Genomic DNA, 21,982 nt, shown 5'->3' on the forward strand with positions numbered 1-21,982 from the left:
TTTCTGGTGATCCCGACAGGATTCGAACCTGTGACCCTCAGATTAGGAATCTGATGCTCTATCCTGCTGAGCTACGGGACCACTCGCCTGCTACATAAACGCTTCCTCGGCGTTCGCCAACATCTTTGGCGGGCTTTCCGGCGATTGAGATCGCCTTATCGCGCCAGCGCCGTCTCGGTCAGTTTCACCCAATAGCTGATCCCGTGCGGAATCACCTCGTCGTTGAAGTCGTAGGCCGGATTGTGCAGGTTGGCGCTGTCGCCATTGCCGATGAAGATGAAGGCGCCGGGCCGCGCTTCGAGCATGTAGGAGAAATCCTCGCCGCCCATGACCGGCTGGATGCTGGTGTGGACTTGCGGCTCGCCCGCCACCGACTTCGCGATGTCGCCGGCAAAGACGGCCTCGTCGGGATTGTTGAAGGTGACGGGGTAGTTGACGTCGATGTCGACCTCGACGCTCGCTCCGTGCGCGGCCGCGATGCCTTCGCAGATCTCGCGCATGCGCTGCCGCGCCTTCTCGCCCACCTCCGTGCGCAGGGTGCGGATCGTGCCGGCGATTTCCGCCTGCGAGGGGATGACGTTATAGGCGTCGCCGGCATGGAACTTGGTGATGGAGACCACCACGGAATCGATCGGGTCGATCGTGCGCGAGGCGATCGTCTGCAGCGACATCACCATCTGGCTCGCCGCGACGATCGGATCGATCGTGCCGTGCGGCATGGCCGCGTGGCCGCCCTTGCCGTTGATCTTGATGGTGAACTCCGCCGTCGCCGCCATGATCGGGCCGGGCCGCAGCGCGAACTGGCCGACCGGCAGGCCGGGCATGTTGTGCATGCCGAAGACCCGCTCGATGCCGAATCGCTCCATCATGCCGTCCTTGACCATCGCCTGACCGCCAGCGCCGCCCTCCTCGGCCGGCTGGAAGATCACCGCGACCGAGCCCGAAAAATTGCGCGATTCGGCGAGGTATTTAGCGGCCCCCAGAAGCATCGCCGTATGCCCGTCATGGCCGCAGGCATGCATCTTGCCCGGCGTCGCGGAGGCATAGGGCTTGCCGGTGATCTCGTTCAGCGGCAACGCATCCATGTCGGCCCGAAGCCCGATCGTCGGCCCATCGCCGAGATTGCCCTTGATGATGCCGACGACGCCGGTGCGGCCGATCCTAGGAACGACCTCGTCGCAGCCGAATTCCCTGAGGCGCTCCTCCACGAAAGCCGCCGTCTGGTGGACGTCGTAGAGAAGTTCAGGGATCGAATGGAGATGCTGGCGCCATCCGGCGACCTCTTGCTGCAATTCGGCGGCGCGGTTCAGGATCGGCATTTTGGCCTTGCTTCCTTCTGCTTCTCGCGGTCCGCACATGCCCAAAGGATCGTGAAGCATGACGGCTTTGCCATCTTGGCGTCACATAGGCTAATTAGCAGAAACGGACTCTCGGGTTTTCATTCGTTCGGTTGCCTGGCGCGGAAACTTCCCGCTCCTGTCGAAACCTTACTTATCCCGATGCGACTACGGCAAGAGGCGAATTCGATTTGATCATGGGGAAATGGCATATTTCGCGGCGTCTTCTGGCAGGTCTGCTGGCAACGGTGGCTGCGACGGCCGCGGCGAAGGCGGGGCCTTCCATCGTCGTCGATTTGAACACGGGCAGGGTTCTGGAGCAGGAGGACGCGTTCCGGCCCTGGTATCCGGCCTCCCTCACCAAGCTGATGACGACCTACGTCACCTTCCGCGCGATCAAGGCCGGCGAGATAACGCTTGAATCGCCGGTGCGCATTTCGGAACGCGCCTCCAAGGAGCCGCCCAGCAAGATGGGCTACAAGCCGGGCACGGTGCTGAGCGTCGACAACGCCATAAAGATCCTCATGGTGAAGTCGGCCAACGACGTGGCGACCTCCGTCGCCGAAAGCGTGGCGGGCACGCGCCAGGCCTTCGTGGCGCGCATGAACGGCGAGGCGCTGCGTCTCGGCATGAGCGGCACGCGCTTCGTGAACCCGCATGGCCTGCACGCCGAGGAGCAGCACTCGAACGCCCACGACCTCGCCATTCTCGCGATGGCCCTGCGCAACGAATTTCCGGAATATTCGAAATATTACTCCATCGAGGCGCTGGATACCGGCAAGACCGTGATGGAGAACACCAACGACCTCATCAGGCGTTTCAACGGCGCCGACGGCATGAAGACGGGCTACACCTGCCCGTCGGGCTTCAACCTCGTGGCGACCGCCACCCGCAACGGGCGCACCCTGATGGCGGTGGTGATCGGCGAGCTCACGATCGAAACGCGCGCCGACAAGGCCGCCGACCTGCTCGAGCGCGGCTTTTCGCAGCCGCTGGACTCCGCACCCTTCATCGGTCAGCTGCGTCCCACCGGCGCGGAGCCTTCCGCGCCGGTGAATCTGCGCTCGGTCATCTGCACGGAGGAGGCCTGGAAGACAGTTGCCGAAAGCCGGGGCCCCGAAGGCAAGCCGGTTTTCCACTCGCCCCATATCAAGGCGCCCGCGGGCGAGCCGGTGACGATGGCGATCTCGCTCGGCGCGACGGGGCCGGAATCGACCGCGCCGCGCTACGCTGACGTGCCGATCCCCACCCCGCGCCCGGACAACGCGCCCGAATCCGCCGTCGCCGAAGGCGGCTGACACATGGCGTTCGCACCGATCGCGGTCTCGATCCTCACCGGCTTTCTCGGAGCCGGCAAGACCACGCTGCTCAATCGACTGCTGAAGGACCCGGCGCTCGAGAACACGGCCGTCATCATCAACGAATATGGCGAGGTCTCGATCGACCATCTGCTGGTCGAGCAGGCTTCCGACGGCGTGATCGAGCTCTCCGATGGATGCCTCTGCTGCACCGTGCGCGGCGAGCTGGTGGATACGCTCGCCGACCTGGTCGACCGCGTCCAGACCGGTCGCGTCGCCCCGCTCAAGCGCATCGTCATCGAGACGACCGGCCTCGCCGACCCCGTACCGGTGCTGCAATCGGTGATGGGCCATCCGGCGCTCGCGCAGGCGCTGCGGCTCGACGGCGTCATCACGGTCGTCGACACAGTCAACGGTGCGGCGACGCTCGACGCACATGAGGAGGCCGTGCGGCAGGTGGCGGTCGCCGACCGCATCGTCCTCACCAAGGCCGACCTCGCGGACAAGGGAGACATCGAGCAGCTTCGCGGCCGCCTTCACGCGCTCAACCCTTCGGCCGAAATCCTCGACGCCGGGGCGGAGGGAACCGGACCGGCCGCGCTGTTCGAATGCGGGCTCTACAATCCCGACACCAAGTCCGCCGACGTGCGCCGCTGGCTCGGCGAGGAAGAGCTTCATCATCATGACCATGATGGCCACGATGACCATCACCACCATCATCATCATCATCATCATGACGAGCGCGTGAGAACCTTTTCCCTCGTTCATGACCGGCCGGTTTCCTTCTCGGCGATCGAGATGTTCCTCGACCTCCTGCAGTCCACGCAGGGCGAGAAGCTGTTGCGTATGAAGGGCGTGATCGAGCTCATCGAGGACCCGGAGCGCCCTCTGGTGATCCACGGCGTGCAGAAGCTGCTGCATCCACCGGCACGCCTGCCGGCATGGCCGGAGGGGCCGCGCGGCACCAGGCTGGTGCTTATCACCTTCGACATGCCGGAGGATTACGTGCGTCGGCTCTTTTCCGCCTTCATGGGCAATCCGGCGGTCGACACGCCCGACCGCGCGGCGATGGAGGAAAACCCGCTGGCGATCGCCGGTTTCAAGGGATAGGGGATCGAAGGCTCGCTATGGGTCTTGGTGCGGGTGGTCCCGTCTCCCGCGGAGCAGCCCCTTCCAATTCACCGTCAATTTGTCAGGAACGTCGCGACATTTTCCTGAAGGATTCCACGAGGAAATCGAAGACCGCGCGGACACGGGGAACCCTGGCGAGGTTCTCGTGCGTCACGATCCACGTTTCCAGCACGGCGATGTCGATGTCGGGCAGCATGCGGATCAGGTCCGGATCCCTCTCGCCAACCGGAACGTGCGCGACGGCGATGCCGAGGCCCGCGCGGGCGGCGGCGAGCTGTGCCGGATGGCTGTCGGTGCGCATGACGAAGCGGTCGCGCGAGAAGGCGCCGCCAAGTTTCTCCGCCAGCGCAAGATCGCTGCGGTTGCGATCTGGGCCGATGACGTCGTGGTCGGTCATATCGGCGAAGCTCGCCGGACTTCCGCGCCGCTCGACATAGGCGCGTGAAGCGAACAGGCCGAGCGGGATCGAAGCGACCTTGCGCGCGACCAGCGCCTCTTGTTTTGGCGCCACGGTCCTCACCGCGATATCGACCTCCTGTGCAAGCAGATCCGCCGGTGCGTTGCTCAGCGACAGCTCGATGCGGATGGCGGGATTCGCTTCGCGCAGCCGCGCGAGCATCGCCGGCACGACCTCGATGCCCATGAATTCGGGAACGCTGATCCGGACCGTTCCGGCGACCTCTCCGCTGGGCGCGGATGCGTGACGCACGAACAGTTCCGACGCCATCGCCATGGCGCGCGCCGGACCGCGCAGCGCTTCGGCCGTCTCGGTGGGTGTCAGGCCGTTGACCGAGCGGGTGAACAGCACCGTGCCCAATCCATCTTCCAGAGCCTCGATGCGCGCACGCACGGTGGGATGCGACAGGCCGAGCCTGCGGGCGGCGGCCGACAGGCTGCCCTCTTCGAGAACGGCCAGAAAGATGCGCTGATCGTCCCATGAGATGGATTTGCTCATAGAAATCTTTCTATCACCTGTAGGATTGTTTGTAATTCCTTTTCATCCGAACGAGCCGCATCCTCCGTCCATCGCAACCAATGCACATGAGGAGCAACAGCGATGGAACGGAACCAGACAGCACTCGTGCTCGGAGCAACGGGCGGCATCGGCAGCAGCATCGCCGCGGCACTCCTCCGCCGTGGCTGGCGGGTGCGCGGCATGGCGCGCAACGTCGCCGCGGCCCGGACCACGGGTCCGGCGCGGATCGAATGGGTCGAGGGCGACGCCATGCAGCGCGCGGACGTCGTCCGGGCCGCACGGGGCGCATCGATCATCGTGCATGCGGTGAACCCGCCCAACTACGCGAACTGGGACAAGCTCGTCCTGCCGATGATCGACAACACGATCGCGGCGGCGAGGAAGGTCGGCGCGCGGATCGTGCTGCCGGGAACCATCTACAATTTCGATCCGGCAACGACGCCGGTCATCGGCGCCGAAAGCCCGCAGCGGCCGAAGAGCCGTAAGGGCGCGATCCGCGTCGCGCTGGAACGGCGCCTCGAGCAGGCGGCACCCGAAGTACCGTCGCTGATCCTGCGGGCCGGAGATTTCTTTGGGCCGGGCGTGCGTGCGAGCTGGTTCGCACAAGCCATGGTCTCGCCGGGAAAGCCGCTGCGCCGCATCGTCAATCCGGCGCGTGGCGCGGGCCATAGCTGGGCCTATCTACCGGACCTGGCCGAAACCTTCGCGCGGCTCGTCGAGGTGCCGGAACGCCTGAAGCCTTTCGAGGTGGTGCAGTTCGAAGGCCTGTTCGACGACGACGGAACGAAGATGATCGAGGCGATCCGCGGGGTGGCCGGCCGCGAGCTTCGCGTCTACGGCTTTCCGTGGTGGCTCATGCGCCTTGCGGCACCGTTCGGCGGCTTTCCGCGCGAGGCGGCCGAGATCGCGCAGCATTGGCGTCATCCGGTCCGGCTCGACAATTGTCGTCTCGTCGAATTGCTGGGCGAGGAGCCGCGCACCCCGCTCGGCGTCGCGGTCAGGAGCACGCTCGCCTCGTTGAACTGCCTCGGCGCGACCTCGCAGCCATTCGCGGGTCAGACGGCCTGACGCAGCCAGCGTCGAGCGGACCCGCCGCCTCGCATCCACCCGCATCCAACGGAAGACCACCAGCCATGGAAAAGAAACACGACACCTTGACCGACCTGCATCTCGGAACGCCTGTCTGGTTCACGCTGCTGGCCTGGGTACTGCCGATCGGCATTTTCGCGCAGTTCCTCAGCGCCGGCCTCGGCCTCTTTCTCGATCCGAACCTGCTGGGATTGCATGGCGGAAGCGGCATTGCCCTTTCCCTGCCCGCGATCCTGCTTCCCGCGGGGACGCTTCTGGTCCGCCGCCTGCGCGGTTTCGGATGGTGGACCACCATCGTCCTGGCTCTCTATCTGGTCCAGGTCGCTCTGGCCGCAGGTGCCGCTCCGGTGCCACTCTCGCTTCACCCGGCCAACGGCGCGCTCCTTCTGGCGGCCAGTCTCGTTCTTCTGGCCAAGGTCGAGCGCCGCCGTTCTCAAACCTCCGCGGGCTGAATGCCGGGGCTCCGCCTACGCCACTTCCCTCCCGGCCAGCGCCTGCATCGCCTGGCCGGGCGCGAAGATTTCCTGGTCGACGAAAGTCAGCGCCTGCCTCGCGCAGCCCTCGCGGATCAGCGGCGCCTCGTCCGGCTCCAGATCGAAGGAGATCGCGGCATTGTGCTGGCCGCCGGCTGTCTTGGCGATCGCCTCGCGGATCGACGGCTCGATGATGTCGAAGGCGGACGCGCCGAGCCCGACGATCGCCACGGGAGCCGGATCGATCAGGGCGAACAGGCTGCCCAACCCGAAGCCGATCGCTTCGCCGGCCTTGTGGAAGGCATCGCGCTCGCGTCCCTCATGGTCGCGGGCCGCCGCCGCCAGCGCCAGCATGGTGGCGTCGTCTATGTCGGCCGCCGGCTTCGCGCGCTCGCCCTCGCCGCGCGCGTGTCGGAAGATCGCGTAATTGCCGGCATAGGCTTCGATGCAGCCGAGCCTGCCGCAGCGGCAAAGCGCGCCGTCCGGCATGTGGATCATGTGGCCGAACTCGCCGCCCGACGAATGCGACCCGGTGAAGAGCTCGCCGCGCAGCACCAGCCCCATGCCGATGCCGTTCGACAGGAGCACGGCGATGAAATTGTCGCTGTAGCGTTCCGGCGCGCGGTTGCGCAGCGCCACCGCGATCATGTTGCAATCGTTCTGCACGGTTACGGGAATGCCGAAGGCCTCCTCCAGCGCGTCCGCGAAGTCGATGTCGCCTTCCGGCGTAATCGGCGTCCACATCAGCCGGCGCGCATCGGAATCGGTGATGCCCTGGATGCCGAGCGCGATACGCAGGAGCCGCTTTTCCGCCAGGTCGGGCCGCTCAATGAGCCGTCGAGCCGCCGCCAGCACCACCTCGATGAGCTCGGCCTTGCCCATGCTCAATGTCGCCGGGCGGGAAATGTCCTGCGCGATCGCGGTGCCTGAATAGTCGATCATCGTCGCCGAGAGCGAGTTGAGCGACAGCACGATCGCCAGCACCACCCCTGCATCCGGATTGAGGCAAAGACCGACCTGCGGCCGTCCGCGCTTGGTCGCCGTCGCCTCGCTCTTGGCTTCCGCCAATATGCCTTCGTTGATGAGGTCGGAGGAAATCGCGGAGATCGTGGAATGGCTCAGCTCCGTCGCGCTCGCGATCTCGGTGCGCGAGGGCTGGCCGGAGCGGCGCACCGCCGCAATCACCATCGCGCGGTTGCGCTTGCGCAAATCGTCGTGGCGCACGCCGATCGTCATGTTCCGGATCCTCCCTGCAATGCCGCCCAATCGAGGCCGTTCCGGCTCGTTTCGGCACATCGCCAAAGCATATTGACATAGGTGTCGGCGTGAGTCATTATTTTTTTCGAGGCTCGAAAAAAAGAGCTTCCACTGGTAATCGTCTTTACCGCAGGCGCCCATGGCGCAGGGAGGAATATCATGAGGAACTTTGCTACCGCCATGCTGGCGGGTGTCGCGATGTCGCTGGCGTTGTCCGCCGCGGCGCAAGCCGAAGGCAAGATCATCGGCGTTTCCTGGTCCAACTTCCAGGAAGAGCGCTGGAAGACCGACGAGGCGGCGATCAAGGCCGCGGTCGAAGCCGCCGGCAACAAGTATATTTCGGCGGACGCGCAGTCTTCCGCCGCCAAGCAGCTTACGGACGTCGAAGCCCTCATCTCGCAAGGCGCAAACGCGCTGATCATCCTGGCGCAGGATGCCAGCGCCATCGGCCCGGCGGTGGAGAAAGCGGTCGCTGAAGGCATTCCGGTCGTCGGCTATGATCGGTTGATCGAGAATCCGGACGCCTTCTACCTGACTTTCGACAACAAGGAAGTCGGCCGCATGCAGGCCAAGGCCGTGTTCGACGTGCAGCCCGAGGGCAACTACGTCTTCATCAAGGGCAGCGGCGCCGATCCGAACGCCGATTTCCTCTTTGCCGGCCAGATGGAAGTGCTGAAGGAAGCCATCGACGGTGGCAAGATCAAGAATGTCGGCGAGGCCTACACCGATGGCTGGCTGCCCGCCAATGCGCAGAAGAACATGGAGCAGTTCCTGACCGCCAACAACAACGAGGTGGACGCGGTCGTCGCCTCGAACGACGGCACCGCCGGCGGCGCGATCGCGGCGCTCGACGCGCAGGGCCTGGCGGGTTCGGTGCCGGTTTCCGGCCAGGACGCCGACCACGCCGCGCTCAACCGCGTGGCGCTCGGCACACAGACCGTCTCGGTTTGGAAGGATTCGCGCGACCTCGGCAAGAACGCCGCCGAGATCGCCAACCAGCTCGCCGAGGGCACGGCGATGGACGCCATTCCGAACGTCGTCAAATGGGCCGACGGTCCGAGCAAGGTCGAGATGAACGCCGTGTTCCTGTCGCCCGTGCCGGTCACCAAGGACAATCTGGACGTCGTCATCGATGCCGGCTGGGTTTCGAAGGAGGTCGTCTGCCAGGGCGTGACGGCCGGTTCGGTCGCGGCCTGCGACTGAGCTTCCTGGATATCGTGGGACGCCGCGGTTTGACGTGAACCGCGGCGTCTCGTTAAGGTGGATTGACCGGCGCAGACGTCGAAGCATGCGCGGCCGGACGGAGGAAACCATGTCGGATGCGACTTCGAATGCGCCGGCTGACCTTGCTCGATCGAGCGAACTCGGCGCGGTGAAGCGTTTTCTCAAGGCGACCGAGATCGACACGCGCATGCTGGGCATGCTGGGAGCGCTGCTCGTCATCTGGGGCGTGTTCCATCTGCTTTCCGGCGGCCTCTTCCTGACCCCGCGCAATCTCTGGAACCTCTCCGTCCAGTCGTCGTCCATCGCCGTGATGGCGACCGGCATGGTGCTGGTCATCGTCACCCGCAACATAGACCTTTCGGTGGGCTCGATCCTGGGCTTCGTCGGCATGATCATGGGCGTGACGCAGGCGCAGTATCTGCCGCAGATCCTCGGCTTCGGCCATCCCTCGATCTGGCTGATCACCATTGCGGCGGGCCTCGTCATCGGCGTCGCGATCGGCGCGCTGCACGGCTACGTCATCGCCTATCTCGGCGTGCCGGCGTTCATCGTCACGCTCGGCGGCCTGCTCGTCTGGCGCGGCGCGGCGTGGTGGGTGACGAGCGGCCAGACCGTCGCTCCGATGGACCCCACCTACCGCCTGATCGGCGGCGGGCCGGACGGTTCGATCGGCGAGACCTGGAGTTGGATCGTCGGGCTGGTCGCCTGCGCGGCGGTGGTGCTGATGCTCTTCAACGGCCGCACGCAGCGCAAGCGCTTCAAGTTTCCGCTAAGGCCCGTCTGGGCGGAGATTTTCATGGGGGCGGTGACCTGCGCCCTGATCCTCGGCGCCGTCTGGGTCGCCAATTCCTATCCCTGGCCGGTCGGCATCGTCCGCCGCTATGCCCAGGCGAACAACATCGAGCTTCCCGAGGGCGGACTGTTCATCGCCCATGGCATCGCCATCCCGGTTCTCATCGCGGTGGCCGTCGGCATCGTCATGACCTTCATCGCCACCCGCACCCGCTTCGGCCGTTACGTCTTCGCCATCGGCGGCAATCCGGAAGCAGCCGAACTCGCCGGCATCAACACGCGCTGGGTCACCATGAAGATCTTCATGGTGATGGGTGGCCTCGCCGCCATCGGCTCGATGATCTCGACCGCCCGCCTCAACGCGGCGACCAACGCGCAAGGCACGCTCGACGAGCTCCTGGTGATCGCGGCGGCCGTCATCGGCGGCACCTCGCTTTCGGGCGGCGTCGGGACCATCGCCGGCGCCATGCTCGGCGCCGTGCTGATGCAATCGCTGCAGTCGGGCATGATCCTGCTCGGCGTCGACACGCCGCTGCAGAACATCGTCGTCGGCCTGGCGCTGGTCGTGGCCGTATGGCTCGACACGCTCTATCGCAAGCGCATCCAGTAGGAGGACAGGCAATGGCAGACGCAGCGCCTCTCGTGGAGATGAAGAACATCTCCATCTCCTTCGGCGGCATCCATGCCGTGGACGATGCTTCCATCGACCTGCGTGCCGGCGAGGTCGTCGCGCTTCTCGGCCACAATGGCGCGGGGAAGTCGACGCTGATCAAGATCCTCTCCGGTGCCTACAAGCGGGATGAGGGCACCATCTTCGTGAATGGCGAGGAAGCGGCGATAGGCAATCCGCGCGACGCCAAGAAATACGGCATCGAGACGATCTACCAGACGCTCGCGCTGGCCGACAATGTCGACGCGGCCGCCAACCTCTTCCTCGGTCGTGAGTTGCGCACCCGCTGGGGCACGCTCGACGACGTGGCGATGGAATCGGAAACCCGCAAGGTCATGGGCCGGCTCAACCCGCGCTTCCAGCGCTTCAAGGAGCCGGTGGTGAAGCTTTCCGGAGGACAGCGCCAGTCGGTCGCGATCGCCCGCGCGATCCATTTCAACGCGCGCATCCTGATCATGGACGAGCCCACCGCCGCCCTCGGCCCGCAGGAGACCGCGCAGGTCGGCGAGCTCGTCAGGCAGCTCAAGGAAGACGGTATCGGCATCTTCCTCATCAGCCACGACATCCACGACGTGTTCGATCTCGCCGACCGCGTCTGCGTGATGAAGAACGGCCGCGTGGTCGGCACGGCGCGCACCGAGGACGTCACCGAGGACGAGGTGCTCGGCATGATCATCCTCGGCAAGTGCCCGCCCGGCGCCATTCCGGGCCCGGGCGCAATGGCGATGGCGTAGGCGCGCCTGCTTCCCCGCATCCCGCAAAAAAGAACCCGCCGGAGCTTCGCGCCGGCGGGTTCTTCGTTTTATCGAGGGTCAGCTCTCAGCAGCGGGCCGTGTATTCGCGGCCATACTGGTCGCGATAGCGGCAGTGGCCCGGGCGGTCCGCGACCCGGCCAATAAGATAGCCGCTCGCGCCGCCGATCGCCGCGCCGGCCAGCGCGCCGCTCGCCTTGCCCGTCGCAAGGGCGCCGATGCCGGCACCAACCGCCGCGCCACCGACCGCCGTCTGCTCAGCCGTGGTGCAACCGGCCGCTGCCAACATGCCTGCTGCGGCAACCGCTAAAAGAACTTTCTTCATCTAACTGCCTCCGTTGGAGATGACCCTTCGACATTAGCATGACGGGTCATGGTTCATGTATCAAGTCCCCACCGCCGCGCGATCCCGTCGTCTCCGCTGTGGCCTTTTCGGACGCTACAACAATCCTCGAATCGCCAACTGGTTCCACGGATACGACCAAATCACCCGCTTCCGTTATATCCCAAACGATCTCGGCGTCCATTTCCTCCAGCGCGGAATCCACTTCGACGCATTTGGCGAAAAGCTGGGTATAGTCGCGCGTGAACGCGCGAAATGCATCGGTTTGCGCTGCGTCGCACTGTTCGGAGGACTCGAATACGGGCACCGGTGCGGGCAACTCCTTGCACTGGGTCAAATCCTCGGAGCATCCGATTATCAAAAGAAGAGCCGCTATCTGTTCCATGGCGATGCCTCACGCCATAAACGTCGTTCATCGCGCGTTTGTTCCGTATCTGGTCATTCGACGGTTTCTCCGCTTTCGCCTCCAGCATTTCGGGCAGGAGGATTCACCAATTGGACACCATTGCGAGCCTAGCCTTCGCCCCTTGGCGGTGGGTGCGACGGCCCGGAGCAAGTGACATGAAGGGCACGGCGAGGCTCGAAGCCTTCCTCGAAATGATGAGCGCGGAGCGCGGAGCAAGCGAAAACACGCTCGCCTCCTACCGCAGGGACCTCGAAGACGCGGCGGAATTCCTTTCCTCCGAGGCCGGCGGCTTGCCGGGCGCTTCTTCCACGGCGATCCGGTCGTGGCTGGACGACATCGCCGCACGCGGCTTCGCCGCCACGTCGCAGGCGCGCAAATTGTCGGCGATGCGCCAGTTCTTCAAGTTCCTCTATACCGAAGGCCTACGCCAGGACGACCCGACCGGCGTGCTCGACGCGCCCAGGAAGGACAAGCCGCTGCCGAAGACGATGCGTGAAAACGACATCTCCGCGTTGCTCGATCGTGCCGCGATCGAGCAGCAGGAAGCCCGCGACGAAGCCGCGTATGTCTCGGCATGCCGCCTTCAGGCACTGGTCGAAACGCTCTACGCCACCGGGCTGCGTGTTTCCGAGCTGGTGAGCCTGCCGGTCTCTGTGGCATTGCGCGACGATCGCTTCTTCCTCGTGCGCGGCAAGGGCGGCAAGGAGCGCATGGTGCCCCTCTCGCGAAAGGCACGCGAAGCCATGCAGCACTGGCTCGCCGAGCGTTCCCGCCACCCTTCGATGGCGGATAGCCCCTGGCTCTTCCCCGCGGCCTCGGAAACCGGCCACCTGCCCCGCCAGGTCTTCGCCCGCGAACTCAAGGCGCTCGCAGCCCGCGCGGGCATCCCGGCGGCGAAGGTGTCGCCGCATGTGCTTCGCCACGCCTTCGCCAGCCACCTGCTGCAGAACGGCGCCGACCTGCGCGCCGTGCAGCAATTGCTCGGCCATTCGGACATCTCGACCACGCAGATATACACCCATGTTCTCGAAAACCGGCTGCTCGAGCTGGTGAACCGGCATCACCCGCTTGCCGATTAGGCCTCGGATCGTTATGTGAGGCGGGCGTTTTCACTCCGAAAAGCCGCCTGCCGGGCGGTTTTGCCGCTTTTCTCGTTTGGATACAGCAAGGCGTATGTACAATTACCTCGACTTCGAAAAACCCGTCGCCGATCTGGAAGGCAAGATCCTCGAACTGAAGAAGCTTGCCGAGAACGGTGAGGCGGTCGATGTCGGAGACGAGATCGCGCGGCTCGAAAAGCGTTCCAAGGAAGCGCTGCGCGACGCCTATCGCCAGCTCACGCCGTGGCAGAAGGTGCAGGTCGCGCGTCATCCCGACAGGCCGCATGCCCTCGACTACGTTTCGGCGCTCTTCACCGAATTCACACCGCTTGCTGGCGATCGCGGCTTCGGCGAGGACAACGCCATCGTCGGCGGTTTCGCCCGCTTCAGGGGCGCGCCGGTCGCGGTTCTCGGGCTCGAAAAGGGCAACGACACCCAGACGCGGCTCAAGCACAATTTCGGCAGCGCGCGGCCGGAGGGCTATCGCAAGGCCGTGCGCATAATGGAACTCGCCGACAGGTTCGGCGTACCGGTCGTCAGCCTCGTGGATACGGCCGGCGCCTATCCCGGCGTCGACGCCGAAGCGCGCGGCCAGGCCGAGGCCATAGCGCGCTCGACCTCCGCCTGCCTGGGTCTCAAGGTGCCCAACGTCTGCGTCATCATCGGCGAAGGCGGCTCCGGCGGCGCGATCGCGATCGCGGTCGCCAACAAGGTCTACATGCTGGAGCACTCGATCTATTCGGTGATCTCGCCGGAGGGCGCGGCCTCGATCCTCTGGCGCGACACCACGCGCTCCAAGGACGCGGCGACGAGCATGAAGATCACCGCGCAGGACCTGCTCGACCTAAAGATCATCGACGGCATCGTCGCCGAGCCGCTGGGCGGCGCGCATCGCGGCAAGGAAGCGGTGATCAAGGCGACCGGCGACCAGATCGCGAAAGGGTTCGCCGAGATGGACAGCGCGAACATGGATTATCGCGAGCACCGGCGCGAAAAGTTCCTTGCGATGGGGCGCAGCCTCTAAAGCGCGAAGCGATCCTTCAAAATTCGCCCGCCGCGCTTTAGGTCGTTGTTTTTACGCATGTCTTTACCCCGAAACCGGTTGCCGTTTTCGGGAGACATGTTCTAGGTAGCTGCCCTTCCGCTTGCACGGATAGCCGATTTTCGCCACAAAATTGCCGCGCCCGTTCTTTCAATGTGACCGGCGTACCGCTATCGTCTTACCTGGAGGGATGAATCGTAAACGTTGCGGTAACGTTTTTTCAAGGTTAACCAGAGCAGTATGGATTTCGGAACGGGCGCCGGTCTGAGCCGCGCGTCCCGACATTTGAAACCAGAGAACGATCGCCGAAAATCATGAAAGCCAGCTTCACACGCGCCGGTTTGTTGATCGCAGCCTTGGCTCTCGCCGGCTGTAATGGAACGTTGGAAGACATCTCGCCCAAGGCCACCAAGCCGCTTCCGACGAAGCTGGTGAGCGAGATGAAGGCGAAGGGCATGAGGACGACCTCGCCGATCATGGTCCGCATCTTCAAGGAAGAAGGCGTTCTCGAAGTCTGGAAACAGAAGGACACCGGCCGCTACGACCTCGCGACCAGCTACGAAATCTGCAAATGGTCGGGCAAGCTCGGGCCCAAATTCACGGAAGGCGACCGCCAGGCGCCGGAGGGTTTCTACATGGTGCGCCCGCACCAGATGAATCCGCAGTCGAGCTACCACCTTGCCTTCAACATCGGCTTCCCCAACAATTTTGACCGCGCGCATGGTCGCACGGGTCAGCATCTGATGGTGCATGGAGCCTGCTCGTCGTCCGGCTGCTATTCGATGACCGACGAGCAGGTCGAACAGATTTACGCCTTCGCGCGCGACGCCTTCAAGGGCGGGCAGACCGACTTTCAGATCCAGGCCTTCCCGTTCCGCATGACCGCCGCGAACATGGCCCGATACCGCGACGATCCCAACTACGGTTTCTGGAAGAACCTCAAGGAAGGCTACGACCATTTCGAGATCACCAAGGTTCCGCCGAAAGTAGACGTCTGCGGCAAGCGTTACGTCTTCAACCAGCTTCCCGAACCCGGCCGGGCGTTCTCGCCGACCGCCGCCTGCCCGGCCACCACGCAGCCCGAATCGCTCCAGACCGCCTACAAGACGTATCAGTCGACCTATGAAGCCGCGTTCTCGGCCGCGCTCGGCAGCTCGAAGAGCGGCAAGCCGGCGCCGTCCATCGCCGGTCTGCAGGAAGCGGCGCTCGTCGCGGACTGGTCGCGCCGCCGCGCGCGCGGTGAACGTGTCTCGCGCGAGCCGCCCTCGCTGAACGAACCGCAAACGGCGGTCGCCTCGGCCCCGGCGCAGCCGGCAGCCACGCCGGCCACCGTCGCCGCGGTGCCGACCCCGCCTCCCGCCGCTCGACAGCAGGCTGCAGCGCCGGCGCCGGTTCCGCAACAGGAAGCCCCATCGGTAGCGGCACCGACTCCGCCGGCGCTTGCCGATGCCGCGTCCGAATCGATCGTGACAGGCGGCGTTCCGGCGCCCACCGCGACCGAGGCGGCACCACAACCGCCGGCGAAGGCCGGCCTGCGCAGCCGGCTGCGGAACATCTTTGGCAGTTGAACAGCGTGAACGAAACGGTCGAAACTTACGATCTGCGAGGGCTCAACTGCCCTCTGCCGGTGTTGCGGGCAAGAAAGCGCTTGTCCGGGATGGAGCCTGGCGCTCTCTTGTGGGTGGAGACGACCGATCCGCTCGCGGTCATCGACATTCCGGCTTTTTGCACGGAGAGCGGCCACCGTCTCGTCGAGACGCAGAGCGTTTCCGGCGGCCACCGTTTCCTGATCGGGCGCGGCGGGTAGCGTATCGAAAGCGGGGTACCGGCTTTCGGGATAATCCGATACGCGAACAGAAAGCCGCCGCTATTCCTCGTTGATCGCGTAGCCCGCGCCGCGGATGGTGCGGATGACGTCCGGCCGACGGCCGGTGTTGACCGCCTTGCGCAGCCTTCCGACATGCACGTCGACCGTGCGCTCGTCGATATAGATCGTCTCTCCCCAGACATTGTCGAGAAGCTGCCCGCGCGAGAACACGCGGCCCGGATGCCGCATCATGAATTCCAGCAGACGGAATTCGGTCGGGCCCAGCTTCACCTCCGCCTTGCCGCGATAGACCCGGTGGGAATCGCGATCGAGCACGATGTCGCCGACCTTGAGAACGCTGGAAAGGACCTCGGGTTTGGCGCGGCGCAGAAGCGCGCGCACCCGCGCCACGAATTCGGGCGTCGAGAATGGTTTCACCAGATAGTCGTCGGCACCGGTGGAGAGGCCGCGCACGCGGTCGCTCTCCTCGCCGCGTGCGGTCAGCATGATGATCGGAAGGCGCTCGGTCTCGGGGCGCATGCGCAGCCGCCGGCAAAGTTCGATGCCGGAGACCGCGGGCACCATCCAGTCCAGCACCAGGAGATCGGGAACGCTTTCCTGCAGGCGGATATCCGCCTCGTCACCGCGCGTGACGACCTCGACGCGATAGCCTTCGGCTTCCAGATTGTAACGAAGCAGCACGCCCAGCGGCTCTTCGTCCTCCACCACCATGATTTTCGGTGCGATCATTCCGGACGCTCCTCGGTTCAGCTTTCTCCGGCGGAAACGGTCATGCCGGTCTCGTCCAGCTTCGGCCTGTTGAGCGGAAGCTGCGCGCCGGTCACGACATAATAGGCGTTCTCGGCGATGTTGGTCACATGGTCACCGATCCGCTCGAGGTTCTTGGCGCAGAACAGGAGATGGGTGCAGGGCGTGATGTTGCGCGGATCCTCCATCATATAGGTGAGGAGTTCGCGAAACACCGCGGTGTATTGGATGTCGATCTTCTCGTCGTCGGCGCGCAGTTCGACGAGCGCCTCGGCGTTGCGAGCGACGTAATATTCGATGACGGCCTCGATCTGCGCGATGACCATCTGCGCCATGGCGTCGATCGAATGCGAGAGGCCGCGCGGAGCGCCCGCCTCGCCCACCGCGCCGACGCGCTTGGCGATGTTCTTGGCGAGATCGCCGATGCGCTCGAGGTCGGCCGCCATGCGGATCGCGGCGACCACCGCGCGCAGATCCTGCGCCATCGGCTGCCGCTTGGCGATCAGCGTGATCGCGCGCTCGTCCAGTTCGCGCTGGCTCGCATCCATCAGCGCGTCGTCGGATATGACCCGCTGGGCGAGCGCGGCATCCGAGCCGAGCAACGAGCGCGTGGCCGACGAGACCATGGCGCTCGCCCGCTCCGCCATGTCGCGGATCAGCCGGTCTATTTGCTTCAGCTCGTCGTCAAACGAAGAGACTATGTGCTCGCCCATCGATGCCTCCTGTCGGCTCAGCCGAACCGGCCGGTGATGTAGTCCTGTGTCCGCTTCTCGCGCGGACCGGTGAAGATCGTCTCCGTCGGCCCTTCCTCGACCAGGATGCCGAGGTGGAAGAAGGCGGTGCGCTGCGAAACGCGCGCGGCCTGCTGCATGGAGTGGGTGACGATGACGATCGTGTAGTTCGCGCGAAGCTCGTCGATCAGCTCCTCGATCTTGGCGGTCGCGATCGGGTCGAGCGCCGAGCAGGGTTCGTCCATGAGGATGACCTCCGGCGACACCGCGATGGCTCGGGCGATGCACAGACGTTGCTGCTGGCCGCCCGAAAGCCCGGTGCCGGGCTCGTGCAGCCGGTCCTTCACCTCCTCGAACAGGCTCGCCTTCTTGAGGCTGCCGACGACGATCTCCTCGAGCTCGGTCTTGTTGCGGGCGAGGCCGTGGATGCGTGGACCATAGGCAACGTTCTCGAAGATCGACTTCGGGAACGGGTTGGGCTTCTGGAACACCATGCCGACGCGGGCGCGCAATTCGACCACGTCGAGCTGCGGGTCGTAGACGTCGGCGCCGTCGAGCTCGATGCGGCCGGTCACCCGGCAGCCCTCGATCGTGTCGTTCATGCGGTTGAGACAGCGCAGGAAGGTGGACTTGCCGCAGCCAGAAGGGCCGATGAAGGCCGTCACCGCGCGCTCGGGAACATCGATCGAGACGTCGAAGAGCGCCTGCTTGGCCCCGTAGAAGACGCTGACCTCGCGCGCCTTCACGCGCGTCGGCAGCGGCGTCTCGTCGGGCGTGCGGACGGTGGAAGACTTGATCGAATAGAGATCGGAACGTTCCACGATCCTTTCGGAAGGCAACTGCATGGCATTGGGCTCCATCACTGTGTCCTTGTTCAACTGCGGCGCTCCAGCCTGGTCCTGAGGAAGATCGCGATCGCGTTCAACGTGATCATCAGGCCGAGCAGCACTATGATTGCGGCGGACGTACGCGCTTCGAAGAAATTGCGGTTTTCGTTGCCCTGCCAGAGATAGATCTGGACCGGCAGTGCGGTGGATTGGTCGAGGGGCGTCGCCGGCACGGCGGCAACGAATGCGTTCATGCCGATGAGAAGCAGCGGCGCGGTCTCGCCCAGCGCCTGTGCGACGCCAATGATGGTTGCCGTGAGGATGCCCGGAAAGGTCACCGGCAGAACATGGTGGAATACGGTCTGCGTTCGCGACGCGCCGAGGCCGAGCGCGGCCTGGCGCAGCGAGGGTGGCACGGCCCTGAGCGCCGAGCGCGTCGCGATGATGATCGTCGGCAACGTCATCAGCGTCAGCACAAGGCCGCCCACCAGAGGTGCGGAAAGCGGGAGGCGGAAATAGTTGATGAAGACCGCCGCGCCGAGAAGACCGAACACGATCGACGGCACAGCGGCGAGATTGTTGATGTTGACCTCGATCAGGTCCGTCAGCCGGTTCTTCGGCGCGAACTCCTCCAGGTAGACCGCGCTTGCCACGCCGATCGGCACGGCGAGCACGATGACGACTAGCATCATGTAGAGCGAGCCGACGAAGGCGCCCGCGAGGCCGGCGCTTGCCGGCGCCGAACGGGAATCGACATTGGTGAAGATGTGCGACGCGAAGGCGAAGCGCATCTTGCCTTCCTCGAGCAGCTTGTCGGCGAGCGCGCGGGCGGGTGCGGAAAGCTGCTGCTGGGCATCGGGCAGGCTGCGGTCGATATTGCCCTTCAGCCAGTTGTCGGCATTGGCGGAGCCGAGCATGTCCACGGGGATCGTCTTGCCGAGAAGGCCCGGGTCGGCGACGAAGCGGTCGCGCAGCAGGAAGCGCTCATTGGTCTCGACGATGGACAGGGCCTGACGGGTATCCACCTCCATGTCGGGCGCGGCGTTCTTGATCGCCGTCTCGACGACGCGGTTCCAGTTGACCATCGTGACCTGCCGCTCCCAGTCGAGCGTGGCGCGGCGGAACTCGGCCGGCGACTGCCCCTGCTGGGGCACCGGTTTCGGCTCGACCTTGATGATCGCCGGATCGAAGAAGACGTCGAGCGTCATCGTCGCCTGGGTGAAGGCCGGCAGACCCTTCGACAGGATCATGACGAAGAGGATCGCCACGAAGGCGAGCGCCGCGCCGATGGCGGCCAGTCCGTAGGCGCGGAACCGCTTCTCGCGGGCGTGGCGGCTGGAAAGGCCGTCGCGTATCCTCTTCAGCCGCTCGGCGGAGCGGTCGGTCTCGCGGGACGGTTGTGGGGAGATCACGTCAGCCATTGCTATTCATACTGCTCCCGGTAACGACGCACGATGTAGAGCGCCACGACGTTGAGGACGAGCGTCATCGCGAAAAGCGTGAGGCCGAGCGCGAAGGCGACGAGCGATTGCGGCGAGGCGAAATCGGTGTCGCCGGTCAACTGGTTGACGATCGTCACCGTGACCGTGGAAACGGCCTCGCCCAGATTGAGCCGCAGATATGGGCTGTTGCCGGCGGCAAGCACCACGATCATCGTCTCGCCGATGGCACGGCTGACCGCGAGCAGGAACGCGCCGACGATGCCGGGAAGAGCCGCGGGAAGGATGACCCGCTTGATCGTTTCCGACTGCGTGGCGCCCAGCCCCAGCGACCCGTCGCGCATGGCGCGCGGCACCTGCCGCAAGATGTCGTCCGAAAGCGACGAGATGAACGGGATGATCATGATGCCCATGACGATGCCGGCCGTCATCGCGCTGGTCGCCCGGATCTGCAGGCCGAGCGACTGGCCGATGCCCGCCAGGAACGGTCCGACCGTCACGAGCGCGAAGAAGCCGTAGACGATGGTCGGAATGCCGGCGAGTATCTCGACAACCGGCTTCACAGTGTTGCGGACCTTGGCGGGCGCGTATTGCGACAGGTAGATCGCGGTCATGAGCCCGATCGGCAGGGCCACCAGCATGGCGATGGTGGCGACCATCAGCGTGCCCCACAGGAGCGGCAGCAGGCCATATTCGCCGCTGCCGGCACCCACGCTGGAGAAGCGCGGGTTCCAGACCGTCCCGAAGAAGAAGTCCACCGGGCTGACGAAGGTGAAGAACCGGATCGCCTCCGTCAGCAGCGAGGCGACGATGCCGACCGTGGTCAGGATGGCGACCGCCGAGCAGGCGAGGAGCAGGAAGAAGACGACGCGCTCCACCTCGTTGCGGGCGCGCAGTTGCGGCGCGATGCGGCGGCGGGCGGCGAAGAGCGCCAGCGCGCCGAGACCGGCGGCGGCCGCGATCACGAGCGCGAAGGAAAAGGTCTGGAACTCGCGCAGCGCCTGGCCGGCGAGGTTTTCGTAGGGTTGTGTCTCGCCGACGACGCCGAAGCCCGAAGCGATCTGGCGAATGCGCCGTATCGCCCCTTCGAGCTCCTGCCCGCCGAGCGAGGAAACTTCCGGCGGCAGATTGGAGATGATGAAGGCGCGCGAAGCGGTGTCGCCGAATAGCGCCCACAGCCCGAACACCAGAAGGGCGGGCACCAGCGCCCAGATTGCTGTGAGAGCGCCATGATAGTTCGGGCGCGAGTGGAGCCGTCCACCCGTCGGCGCGACCCCGTGGCTGCGCGACCAGCCGATCTGATAGGCGAGTCCCATCAACACCAGGAGCAGGACTGCGACAATCGCTGAGTTCACGTGCTTCAGCGTCCTCGACGCGGGCTGGAAACGTTGACTTTCACGTCAGAATAAGGGGACGGCCGGGGCTGCGCCAGGTGGCGAGCCCCGGCCCGTCGCATTACTGAACGTCCGCGACGGCGATCGCCTTGCCTTCCTTGAACTCGGCAAGGACCTCGGCGGTCTCTTCCGCCGGGGCGGGGATGAGGCCGGCGCCCTCGAGCGTGCCGCCGACGCCCGCCATCTGGTCGGACAGGAAGAACTCGACATATTCCTCGATGCCGGGAACGGTGCCGATGTGCTCGCCCTTCACGTAGAAATAGAGCGGCCGCGAAACGGGATACTCGCCCGAAGCGATCGTCTCGAGCGACGGGGTGACGCCCGAAACCGACGCGACCTTCAGTGTGTCGCGGTTCTGGTCGTAGAAGGAGAGGCCGAAGACGCCGACGGTCGCCGGGTTGGACTGAAGGCGCGCGAGCGTCTCGGTGTAGTCGCCGGCGATCTCCACCACGACGTCCTGGCGCAGCGAGGTACAGGCCTTCTGCAGGGCTTCCTTGTCGAGCTCCGGCATTCCGGCCTCTTCGCAGCCGGCATGCAGGACCTTCTCCTCAAACACTTCGCGGGTGCCGTGGTTGGACGCCGGGATGGCGACGTTGATGGCCTGGTCCGGCAGCGACGGATCGATCTCGTTCCAGTTCTTATAGGTGTTGTTCACCAGCTCGCCGTCGACCGGGACCTGGGCGGCGATCGCCTTGAAGACGTGGACGGGCTGAAGCTGGAAATCGCCCTGGTTGGCACTGGTCGCGAAGACGATGCCGTCATAGCCGATCTGCACTTCAAGGATCTTGTTCACGCCGGCGGCGTTGCAGGCTTCGACCTCGGCCGGGCGGATACGGCGCGACGAGTTGGCGATGTCGATCGTGTTCTCGCCCACGCCGCCGCAGAACTGACGCAGGCCACCGCTCGAACCGCCCGAGCCGACGACGGGCGTCTTGAAGTCGGGGAACGCGTTGCCGAATTCCTCGGCGACGATGCTGGCGAAGGGAAGGACGGTCGACGATCCGGCGATCTGAATGGTGTCGCGCGACTGCGCGAACGAGGCGCCTGCCGAAAGCGCGACTGCAATCGAAGCCGCGGAGGCAGTTAGGAAGAGCTTGTTCATTTGGCCTACTCCTGTTCGGAAATC

Annotated in this window: 22 protein-coding genes and 1 tRNA gene; 11 read left to right on the forward strand and 12 right to left on the reverse strand. The window is 65.1% G+C overall.

The window, feature by feature from the left end; all coding sequences use genetic code 11:
• Positions 1 to 4: 4 nt before the first annotated feature.
• Together XW59_RS19510 and XW59_RS19515 are read right to left on the reverse strand one after the other, a co-directional pair.
• Positions 5 to 81: transfer RNA gene (locus XW59_RS19510), tRNA-Arg, on the reverse strand.
• A gap of 74 nt (positions 82 to 155) precedes the next feature.
• On the reverse strand, positions 156 to 1,319 hold the full coding sequence (locus XW59_RS19515; RefSeq protein ID WP_047147521.1) for a M20 aminoacylase family protein: 1,164 nt from the start codon (positions 1,317 to 1,319) through the stop codon (positions 156 to 158).
• A gap of 215 nt (positions 1,320 to 1,534) precedes the next feature.
• Between XW59_RS19515 and XW59_RS19520 the strand changes: the two genes are divergently transcribed.
• Positions 1,535 to 2,635: a D-alanyl-D-alanine carboxypeptidase family protein gene (locus XW59_RS19520; RefSeq protein WP_047147522.1), complete on the forward strand. Its 1,101-nt coding sequence runs from the start codon at positions 1,535 to 1,537 to the stop codon at positions 2,633 to 2,635.
• Between the two features lie 3 nt (positions 2,636 to 2,638).
• Positions 2,639 to 3,745: a GTP-binding protein gene (locus tag XW59_RS19525; protein WP_047147345.1), complete on the forward strand. Its 1,107-nt coding sequence runs from the start codon at positions 2,639 to 2,641 to the stop codon at positions 3,743 to 3,745.
• A gap of 82 nt (positions 3,746 to 3,827) precedes the next feature.
• Here the strand turns inward: XW59_RS19525 and XW59_RS19530 are convergent, their stop codons facing one another.
• Positions 3,828 to 4,721, reverse strand: a complete 894-nt coding sequence (locus XW59_RS19530) for a LysR family transcriptional regulator (RefSeq protein ID WP_047147346.1) — start codon at positions 4,719 to 4,721, stop codon at positions 3,828 to 3,830.
• A 102-nt stretch (positions 4,722 to 4,823) separates the two neighbouring features.
• Here XW59_RS19530 and XW59_RS19535 point away from each other — a divergent pair, with 102 nt between their 5' ends.
• Both XW59_RS19535 and XW59_RS19540 read left to right on the forward strand, forming a co-directional pair.
• Positions 4,824 to 5,810: an NAD(P)H-binding protein gene (locus tag XW59_RS19535; RefSeq protein ID WP_047147347.1), complete on the forward strand. Its 987-nt coding sequence runs from the start codon at positions 4,824 to 4,826 to the stop codon at positions 5,808 to 5,810.
• A gap of 65 nt (positions 5,811 to 5,875) precedes the next feature.
• A complete protein-coding gene (locus tag XW59_RS19540) occupies positions 5,876 to 6,283 on the forward strand; it encodes a DUF6220 domain-containing protein (protein ID WP_047147348.1) in 408 nt (135 codons plus the stop codon).
• Positions 6,284 to 6,298: 15 nt separating this feature from the next.
• On the opposite strand, the gene XW59_RS19545 is transcribed toward XW59_RS19540, so the two are convergent.
• Complete coding sequence (locus XW59_RS19545; protein WP_047147349.1) at positions 6,299 to 7,540, reverse strand: ROK family protein; 1,242 nt, start codon at positions 7,538 to 7,540, stop codon at positions 6,299 to 6,301.
• A 180-nt stretch (positions 7,541 to 7,720) separates the two neighbouring features.
• Between XW59_RS19545 and xylF the strand changes: the two genes are divergently transcribed.
• The 3 genes from xylF (at position 7,721) to XW59_RS19560 (ending at position 10,981) form a co-directional block, all read left to right on the forward strand.
• Positions 7,721 to 8,764 (forward strand): D-xylose ABC transporter substrate-binding protein, encoded by a 1,044-nt coding sequence (xylF, locus tag XW59_RS19550; RefSeq protein WP_047147350.1) that lies wholly within the window; start codon positions 7,721 to 7,723, stop codon positions 8,762 to 8,764.
• Positions 8,765 to 8,873: 109 nt separating this feature from the next.
• A complete protein-coding gene (locus XW59_RS19555) occupies positions 8,874 to 10,187 on the forward strand; it encodes a sugar ABC transporter permease (protein WP_047147523.1) in 1,314 nt (437 codons plus the stop codon).
• 11 nt (positions 10,188 to 10,198) lie between these two features.
• The gene (locus XW59_RS19560; RefSeq protein WP_047147351.1) at positions 10,199 to 10,981 is read left to right on the forward strand and encodes an ATP-binding cassette domain-containing protein; all 783 of its coding nucleotides are present in this window, start codon (positions 10,199 to 10,201) and stop codon (positions 10,979 to 10,981) included.
• A gap of 85 nt (positions 10,982 to 11,066) precedes the next feature.
• On the opposite strand, the gene XW59_RS19565 is transcribed toward XW59_RS19560, so the two are convergent.
• The gene (locus XW59_RS19565; RefSeq protein ID WP_047147352.1) at positions 11,067 to 11,324 is read right to left on the reverse strand and encodes a glycine zipper domain-containing protein; all 258 of its coding nucleotides are present in this window, start codon (positions 11,322 to 11,324) and stop codon (positions 11,067 to 11,069) included.
• Positions 11,325 to 11,370: 46 nt separating this feature from the next.
• On the reverse strand, positions 11,371 to 11,727 hold the full coding sequence (locus XW59_RS19570; protein WP_047147353.1) for a hypothetical protein: 357 nt from the start codon (positions 11,725 to 11,727) through the stop codon (positions 11,371 to 11,373).
• A gap of 176 nt (positions 11,728 to 11,903) precedes the next feature.
• Here XW59_RS19570 and XW59_RS19575 point away from each other — a divergent pair, with 176 nt between their 5' ends.
• From XW59_RS19575 to XW59_RS19590, 4 genes are all read left to right on the forward strand, one after another.
• Positions 11,904 to 12,827 (forward strand): site-specific tyrosine recombinase XerD, encoded by a 924-nt coding sequence (locus XW59_RS19575; protein WP_047147354.1) that lies wholly within the window; start codon positions 11,904 to 11,906, stop codon positions 12,825 to 12,827.
• Positions 12,828 to 12,921: 94 nt separating this feature from the next.
• Positions 12,922 to 13,872: an acetyl-CoA carboxylase carboxyltransferase subunit alpha gene (locus XW59_RS19580; RefSeq protein WP_047147355.1), complete on the forward strand. Its 951-nt coding sequence runs from the start codon at positions 12,922 to 12,924 to the stop codon at positions 13,870 to 13,872.
• Positions 13,873 to 14,204: 332 nt separating this feature from the next.
• Positions 14,205 to 15,458, forward strand: a complete 1,254-nt coding sequence (locus XW59_RS19585) for a murein L,D-transpeptidase family protein (protein ID WP_047147356.1) — start codon at positions 14,205 to 14,207, stop codon at positions 15,456 to 15,458.
• A 5-nt stretch (positions 15,459 to 15,463) separates the two neighbouring features.
• Complete coding sequence (locus XW59_RS19590; protein WP_047147524.1) at positions 15,464 to 15,697, forward strand: sulfurtransferase TusA family protein; 234 nt, start codon at positions 15,464 to 15,466, stop codon at positions 15,695 to 15,697.
• Positions 15,698 to 15,757: 60 nt separating this feature from the next.
• Here the strand turns inward: XW59_RS19590 and phoB are convergent, their stop codons facing one another.
• From phoB to XW59_RS19620, 6 genes are all read right to left on the reverse strand, one after another.
• A complete protein-coding gene (phoB, locus tag XW59_RS19595; RefSeq protein ID WP_047147357.1) occupies positions 15,758 to 16,447 on the reverse strand; it encodes a phosphate regulon transcriptional regulator PhoB in 690 nt (229 codons plus the stop codon).
• 17 nt (positions 16,448 to 16,464) lie between these two features.
• A complete protein-coding gene (gene phoU / locus XW59_RS19600; protein ID WP_047147358.1) occupies positions 16,465 to 17,178 on the reverse strand; it encodes a phosphate signaling complex protein PhoU in 714 nt (237 codons plus the stop codon).
• Between the two features lie 17 nt (positions 17,179 to 17,195).
• Positions 17,196 to 18,041: a phosphate ABC transporter ATP-binding protein PstB gene (gene pstB, locus XW59_RS19605; RefSeq protein WP_047147525.1), complete on the reverse strand. Its 846-nt coding sequence runs from the start codon at positions 18,039 to 18,041 to the stop codon at positions 17,196 to 17,198.
• A 29-nt stretch (positions 18,042 to 18,070) separates the two neighbouring features.
• Positions 18,071 to 19,444, reverse strand: a complete 1,374-nt coding sequence (gene pstA / locus XW59_RS19610; RefSeq protein WP_082137711.1) for a phosphate ABC transporter permease PstA — start codon at positions 19,442 to 19,444, stop codon at positions 18,071 to 18,073.
• A 2-nt stretch (positions 19,445 to 19,446) separates the two neighbouring features.
• A complete protein-coding gene (gene pstC / locus XW59_RS19615) occupies positions 19,447 to 20,817 on the reverse strand; it encodes a phosphate ABC transporter permease subunit PstC (RefSeq protein ID WP_047147359.1) in 1,371 nt (456 codons plus the stop codon).
• A 100-nt stretch (positions 20,818 to 20,917) separates the two neighbouring features.
• Entirely contained in the window at positions 20,918 to 21,958 is a 1,041-nt protein-coding gene (locus XW59_RS19620; protein WP_047147360.1) for a substrate-binding domain-containing protein, read from the reverse strand.
• Between the last annotated feature and the right edge of the window lie 24 nt (positions 21,959 to 21,982).

This window comes from Aquamicrobium sp. LC103 (assembly GCF_001014615.2).
Taxonomy (GTDB): domain Bacteria; phylum Pseudomonadota; class Alphaproteobacteria; order Rhizobiales; family Rhizobiaceae; genus LBCQ02.